Source organism: Acinetobacter lwoffii (assembly GCF_024129685.1).
GTDB classification, from domain to species: Bacteria; Pseudomonadota; Gammaproteobacteria; order Pseudomonadales; family Moraxellaceae; genus Acinetobacter; species Acinetobacter lwoffii_X.
Genome location: NZ_JAMXXL010000034.1, coordinates 20749 through 27542, shown reverse-complemented (window position 1 = coordinate 27542; position 6794 = coordinate 20749). Strand labels below are relative to the sequence as shown.

At 43.8% G+C, this 6794-nt stretch carries 7 protein-coding genes; 1 reads left to right on the top strand and 6 read right to left on the bottom strand.

Annotation, left to right across the window (positions count from 1 at the left end; genetic code table 11):
• Positions 1–83: 83 nt before the first annotated feature.
• The 6 genes from cysG to rplU form a co-directional block, all read right to left on the bottom strand.
• Complete coding sequence (gene cysG / locus NI464_RS13540) at positions 84–1466, bottom strand: siroheme synthase CysG (protein ID WP_253139061.1); 1383 nt, start codon at positions 1464–1466, stop codon at positions 84–86.
• Positions 1467–1539: 73 nt separating this feature from the next.
• Positions 1540–2811 (bottom strand): serine--tRNA ligase, encoded by a 1272-nt coding sequence (gene serS, locus NI464_RS13535; RefSeq protein ID WP_004731908.1) that lies wholly within the window; start codon positions 2809–2811, stop codon positions 1540–1542.
• A gap of 100 nt (positions 2812–2911) precedes the next feature.
• Positions 2912–3673, bottom strand: a complete 762-nt coding sequence (locus tag NI464_RS13530) for an RsiV family protein (RefSeq protein WP_253139058.1) — start codon at positions 3671–3673, stop codon at positions 2912–2914.
• Positions 3674–3842: 169 nt separating this feature from the next.
• Positions 3843–4538: an outer membrane lipoprotein periplasmic chaperone LolA gene (gene lolA / locus NI464_RS13525; RefSeq protein ID WP_005106298.1), complete on the bottom strand. Its 696-nt coding sequence runs from the start codon at positions 4536–4538 to the stop codon at positions 3843–3845.
• A 246-nt stretch (positions 4539–4784) separates the two neighbouring features.
• Positions 4785–5039: a 50S ribosomal protein L27 gene (gene rpmA / locus NI464_RS13520; RefSeq protein ID WP_004280639.1), complete on the bottom strand. Its 255-nt coding sequence runs from the start codon at positions 5037–5039 to the stop codon at positions 4785–4787.
• A 19-nt stretch (positions 5040–5058) separates the two neighbouring features.
• Complete coding sequence (rplU, locus tag NI464_RS13515; protein ID WP_004280640.1) at positions 5059–5370, bottom strand: 50S ribosomal protein L21; 312 nt, start codon at positions 5368–5370, stop codon at positions 5059–5061.
• A gap of 444 nt (positions 5371–5814) precedes the next feature.
• On the opposite strand from rplU, the gene sdsA reads away from it, so the two are divergent.
• Entirely contained in the window at positions 5815–6792 is a 978-nt protein-coding gene (gene sdsA / locus NI464_RS13510; protein ID WP_004280641.1) for an All-trans-nonaprenyl-diphosphate synthase, read from the top strand.
• Positions 6793–6794 lie beyond the last annotated feature (2 nt).

The following is a 6794-nucleotide window of genomic DNA, read 5'->3' as shown; positions in this document are numbered from 1 at the left end:
GCGCTCGGGCAAAGCAATGCTTTGCTTATCCTCTTACTTCAGGCACAGCCTTCGTCTTGCGCTCGGGCAAAGCAGTGCTTTGCTTATCCTCGCTCATGCCATTGCAATTGTTCACGTAAGCGTACAACTTCACCAATAATGGTCAAAGTCGGGGCTTGAATCTGATGTTCGGACACTTTGGATGCAATATCTGCAAGCGTTCCTACTACAACTTTCTGTTCAGGCGTCGTACCTTTAGACACCAAGGCCACCGGCATGTCGGCTCGCTGACCATGAGCGATTAATTCTGCACAGATTTTCTCCAGTCCAACCAGCCCCATATAAAGCACTAAGGTCTGGTTTTCATAGACCAACTCACTCCAAGGCAATTCTGGCGAACCTTCTTTTAAGTGCCCGGTCAGGAAACGCACACTTTGCGCATAATCACGATGGGTTAATGGAATACCGGCATAGGCTGAACATCCTGAAGCTGCGGTAATCCCTGGAACCACCTGGAAAGTAATTCCAGCAGCAAATAGCTCTTCAATCTCTTCACCGCCACGCCCGAAGATAAATGGATCACCGCCTTTCAGACGACAAACCCGCTTTCCTTCACTGGCATATTTGACCAACAAGGCATTAATTCCATCTTGCGGAACCGCATGATTGGAACGTGCCTTACCCACATAGATCTTTTCCGCATCACGACGACATAGATCCATAATTGGTGCTGAAACCAGTCGGTCGTAAATGACCACGTCGGCTTGCTGCATTAAACGCAAGGCTTTTAAGGTCAACAATTCTGGATCACCCGGACCCGCACCGACCAAGTAGACTTCACCTTTCGGCTGTTGCCATTCCTGTAAGGCCTGCTCAATCAGGCGATCTGCTTCCGCGATATTGTCGTTGAACACCTGTTCTTTTAGCGGACCGGCATATAAATCTTCCCAGAAAATACGGCGTTCATCCGGATTGACAATTTTAGCCTTAACCGTACTGCGCCATTTTCCTGAAAATTCAGCCAGCTTGCCCATACCATGCGGAATAGCGGCTTCTAACTGAGTACGGATCTGCCGTGATAACACGGGCGACGTACCATTCGATGCGACCGAAATGACCAATGGCGAACGGTCAATAATCGCAGGCACCATAAATCGGCAATGCGGCGGATCATCAACGCTATTGACCAGGACATTTTCCGCTTCACACAATTCAAAGACCTGACGATTGGTCTCTGCATCGTCAGTCGCTGCAATCACCAGTCGATATGGACGTAACGCAACTTTAGGATGAAAAGCCGCCTGCACATATTGTCCTTGGCTATTTTGCACAATTCGCAGCAGACTCTCTTCAATTTCAGGCGCAATCACATGAATGATCGCACCTGCTTTTTGTAGGAGAAGTGCTTTACGGTATGCAATATGTCCACCACCGACAATCAGACAAGTTTGCTGTTGCAACTTTAACGAGATTGGAAAAATATCCACGAACTACCTCAAAATTTTAAATCTGACTGTCTATGCAATTTTCATGCACATTTAGGGATGCTGAGATCGACAATTAGTCGATATAAGTCGCACCACACATATATGGACGTAATACTTCAGGAATCTCAATGGAGCCATCGGCACGTTGATAGTTTTCCATTACTGCAAGTAAAGTACGACCCACGGCCAGACCTGAACCATTCAAGGTATGCACAAATTCAGTTTTCTTCTGATCAGCACGGTAACGCGCTTTCATACGACGCGCCTGGAAATCACCCATGTTTGAACAAGATGAAATTTCACGGTAAGTATTTTGGCTTGGTACCCAAACTTCCAAGTCATAAGTCTTGGTCGCACCAAAGCCCATGTCACCACCACAAAGTAAAATTTTACGATATGGAAGTCCAAGTGCCTGCAAAATGCCTTCAGCATGGCCAGTCAATTCTTCAAGCACTTGCATCGAAGTTTCAGGCTTCACAATTTGAACCATTTCGACTTTGTCGAATTGGTGCTGACGGATCAAACCGCGGGTATCACGACCATAAGAACCTGCTTCGCTACGGAAACATGGCGTGTGCGCTGCATATTTCAGTGGCAGACGGTCTGCATCAATAATTTCATCACGTACGAAATTCGTCACTGGCACTTCAGCAGTTGGAATCAGATAAAACTCTTTTTCGCCCTGCAGCTTAAACAGATCTTCTTCAAATTTAGGCAGCTGACCAGTCCCACGCAATGAATCTGCATTGACCAGATAAGGCACATAGGCTTCGGTATAACCATTTTGATCAGTATGCGTATTTAGCATGAACTGGGTAATGGCACGTTGTAAACGCGCCAATGGACCTTTCAATACACTGAAGCGTGAACCAGTTAATTTGGTCGCGGTTTCAAATTCAAGACCGCCCATCATTTCGCCCAGATCCGTATGGTCTTTGATTTCGAAATCAAATTCACGCGGTGTACCCCATTTCAGGATTTCCACGTTATCGCTTTCGTCTTTACCTTCAGGCACAGCTTCATCTGGCAAGTTTGGAATAGATAATAATTTTTCTTCAAGCTCAGCTTGCAGTTCAGCCAGTGCTGCTTCAGCCGCTTTGATTTCATCACCAATCGCAGACATGCGAGTCATGATTTCAGATGCGTCGCCACCTGCTTTTTTAATTTGACCGACTTGTTTGGCACCGGCATTACGTTCAGCTTGCAGGGTTTCTGTCTTGGACTGAATCTCTTTACGGCGTGCTTCTAGGGATGCCCACTCTTCAACATTGAGTTGAACACCACGTTTTGCCAAGGCTACATTTACAGCCTCAATATTATTTCTGAGTAATTTTGGGTCGATCATAATCAATCTTTGCAGAAGAAAAAAACTGGCTATAGTGTAAGCTCTTAGCATTAAAAAATACAGTGACCAAGACCACGGCTGCGTCCTATTAGCACAATATTTAGGAAGCTGTCTGCTGCAAAATGGCTAAATATTCAGGGCGAATCACTTCATTTAAATCCGCATATGACACTTTTAATTCAGGCATTCCTGCTGCTGCCGGAGCTAGTTCGCCTGCCGGATACACCATCACCAGACCTGTTGTATCAAAATAATAGTTATCACTCAATTTTAACTGCTGTTGTTGAATACCCTGCGTATTCAGCCATTGAGTATTGGTTCGATACATCGCATTCAGCAGTTTCTGCTCACCGCCATTTAATAACAGTTGAGACAAAGCCAAACGTTTGTTCTGTTTTAGATCAAAATTGATATATTCCACATGTTTCAGAGAAGCATTTTTATTCCTTGCCAGATTGGAACTTTTTAAAGCAAAAGTCGCCAGATGGGCACGCTGACCGACAAATTCCGCTTTGATAAAGCGCTGATCCAGATAATGCGGTTCATCGGCTTTTTTAGGATTTTTCTGGGTGAATTTGGTGAATGCAACAGGTTCGGTATGCTGAATGCGCTCAATAAAATATTGATTAATCCAGTCAATATTGCTGTCCACCGTTTGTAGATCAAAGCGTACACAACCCTCTATTTCACACACTACTTTAGCTGCCCCTTTCACAGGAACGGTCTTGGCTTCAATCTGCACAACCCGATCTGTTTGCGCAATCGTTGCCACTGAACTGGATTGCGGCTGACAACCCAACATACTTACAGTGAGTAATAAAACAGCGTAAATTTCAGTAGTTTTAAATAGATTAATCTTCATACTGAGCTCCAAAAATTTTGCAATTTCATTGACTCGACTTTTATTTATTCTAAGATGCTCTTGTGTTTAGATATAGCTGAACCTTGTAGCCTATCCAAAATAATCCTGATGATCGGCAATAAAAAAGCAACCTCGAAAGGTTACTTTTTTATTTGGTTCATATTGATGCTTATTGATCAATGATGTCCGTACCTTTTGGTGGGGTAAAATTAAAGGTAGAGGCTGGAATACTGCTATTTACTTTTACATTGCTAAATTTGATATTGGTGGTTTGTCCCAATGAATCCTGCAAGATCATCAAGCTTGGTGCTTTGTTCGCGCCAAAGCTAATGGTCAGGCTTTCAAACACACCATCGGTATTTTTAGGATACAGCGTGTAATAGGTTTTACCTTTATTTGGCTGAGTCACCCGGTAAGACTGCATAATCTGGCTGGTGTTTCCTGACAGCAATAAGGCCGGCGTATTGGCAACCTGCTCATCTAAGCTTTGACGAACAGCTTGCTGCAAGTCCGGATCATAAATCCATACGGTTTTACCCGTGGTTGCAATGACTTGCTTCGACGGTGCGGTCGTTTCCCAATAGAATTTACCCGGACGCTCGACTTTCATCACCCCTTTAAAGGTTTGATTCATATGTTGTGCAGTCAAACCTTTTTTCTGGGTCGCTCTCGGATTGGTCACCTTGGTGCTTTGTTCGAAATTTGCAGTCATGCTACGCACATGATTGAGCTGTTTGACCAGACTGGCAGTTGCCTGTTGCTCCGAAGCTGCCACAGGTGCAGCAAACACGGTTGTACTCATCACCGGTGCTAAAGTCACTGCACCCAGAGCCATAGCACAGACGGTTTTACGAAGCATATTCATAATTTCACCTTTATATTTGGCGTGATCGCAATTTATTTGATAGCTCATCTTAAACGAAAATTAAAAGCTAAAATGATAGAAAATAAGAACTTTTGTATTGTTATTAATTCGAAATCGGTTTTTTTGTTCATCATCATGAAGATTTCAGGACAATTTTTACATGATTGAATGTCGATTAATCTAAACATTAATTTTCAGGCATAAAAAAACCCACAGTAACCGTGGGCTTTTTTCTATCTTAGCGGATTACGCGTCAACAGATACGTAGCGACGGCCAAATTGACCTTTCACTTCGAATTTTACTACGCCATCAGCAGTAGCAAATAATGTATGGTCACGACCCATACCAACGTTTTGACCAGCGTGGAATTCAGTACCACGTTGACGAACGATGATGTTACCTGCAGTTACAGTTTGACCACCGTAAACTTTAACACCTAACATCTTAGGATTCGAATCACGACCGTTCTTAGTCGAACCACCGGCTTTTTTAGTTGCCATGTCTATTTACTCCTCGTAATTAGCCTGAAATAGCTGTAATTTTCAACTCAGTGAACCATTGACGGTGACCTTGTTGTTTACGGTAGTGTTTACGACGACGCATTTTGATGATGCGGATTTTGTCGTGACGACCATGGCTAACTACTTCAGCAGTTACAGTAGCACCAGCAACAACTGGAGCACCGATTTGAATGCTTTCACCGTTAACAAGCATCAATACGTCATCAAACGTAATAGTCGCGCCAGTTTCAGCTTTCAATAATTCTACTTTAAGGGTTTCACCCTCAACTACACGGTGCTGTTTACCACCGCTTTGGATTACTGCGTACATAATGTACTCCAAACAAGCCCGTGTCGTCGTGCCGATAAAGGAATATATCGAACTTAAGACGTACGCCACTGGGGGATATCTAAGGGCGAGGATTTTAAGGGATATTCAAAAAAACAACAAGCCATTTTACTGAAATAATAATGAGCAGGATGCGCTAATTATTTAACTATTAAATAATTTCTATCAAATCAAATACTCAAGATATATTCAGCAACAAAATAATACAGCAGAAATCCGGCCAGTTTGATTAATATACTCAGCCTGACGAATAGGGCGATGCCCTGACCTTTCCTGATTTTTTATGGCTCGAAATATGGATCGAATCTACATAAGATCTATAAAAAGCTGATTTTTAGTGGAGTTTATGCATTTCTTAGGTTTCACTCATGTTATAAATTGTTAAACTACGCCCAGCGATTTACCAGACTAGAGGTTTTCTTTCACATGACCATCGACTTTAAGCAAGACATTCTCGCGCCTGTTGCTAACGACTTTGCTGCGATGGACACATTCATTAATGAAGGAATTACCTCAAAAGTTGCATTAGTGATGGCTGTCAGCAAACATGTGGTAGAAGCGGGTGGCAAACGTATGCGCCCGATTATGTGCCTTTTGGCCGCCAAGGCGTGTGGTGCTGAAAATTTAGAACCGCACCGCAAACTGGCTGCAATCATTGAGATGCTGCATACCGCAACACTGGTGCATGATGATGTGGTGGATGAGTCTGGCCTGCGCCGTGGCCGCCCGACGGCCAATGCGACCTGGAATAACCAGACTGCGGTTTTAGTCGGTGACTTTCTGATTTCACGTGCTTTTGATTTGCTGGTCGATCTGAACAACATGGTGTTGCTCAAAGATTTTTCGACCGGTACCTGTGAAATTGCTGAAGGTGAAGTGCTGCAACTACAATCCCAGCATCAACCGGAAACCACTGAAGCGACTTATTTGAATATTATTCATGGCAAAACTTCGCGCCTGTTTGAACTGGCCACCGAAGGTGCTGCCATTTTGTCGGATAAAGATGAATTCCGTCAGCCTTTAAAAACCTTTGCCGGACATTTCGGCAATGCTTTCCAGATTATTGATGACATTTTAGATTACACCTCCGATGCGGACACGCTCGGCAAAAATATTGGTGATGATCTCATGGAAGGTAAACCGACCCTGCCATTGATTGCGGCACTGAAAAACACCACCGGTGAGCAACATGAAATCATCCGTCGCAGTATTGCGACTGGCGGTACGGAACATCTGGAACAGGTCATTCAAATTGTCAATGAATCTGGTGCGCTGGATTATTGCCGTCAACGTGCTACAGAAGAAACTGAAATTGCAATTGATGCCTTACAGGCATTACCTGACTCCGAATATCGTCAGGCCCTGATTAATCTGGCCAAACTGGCCCTACACCGAATTCAGTAACT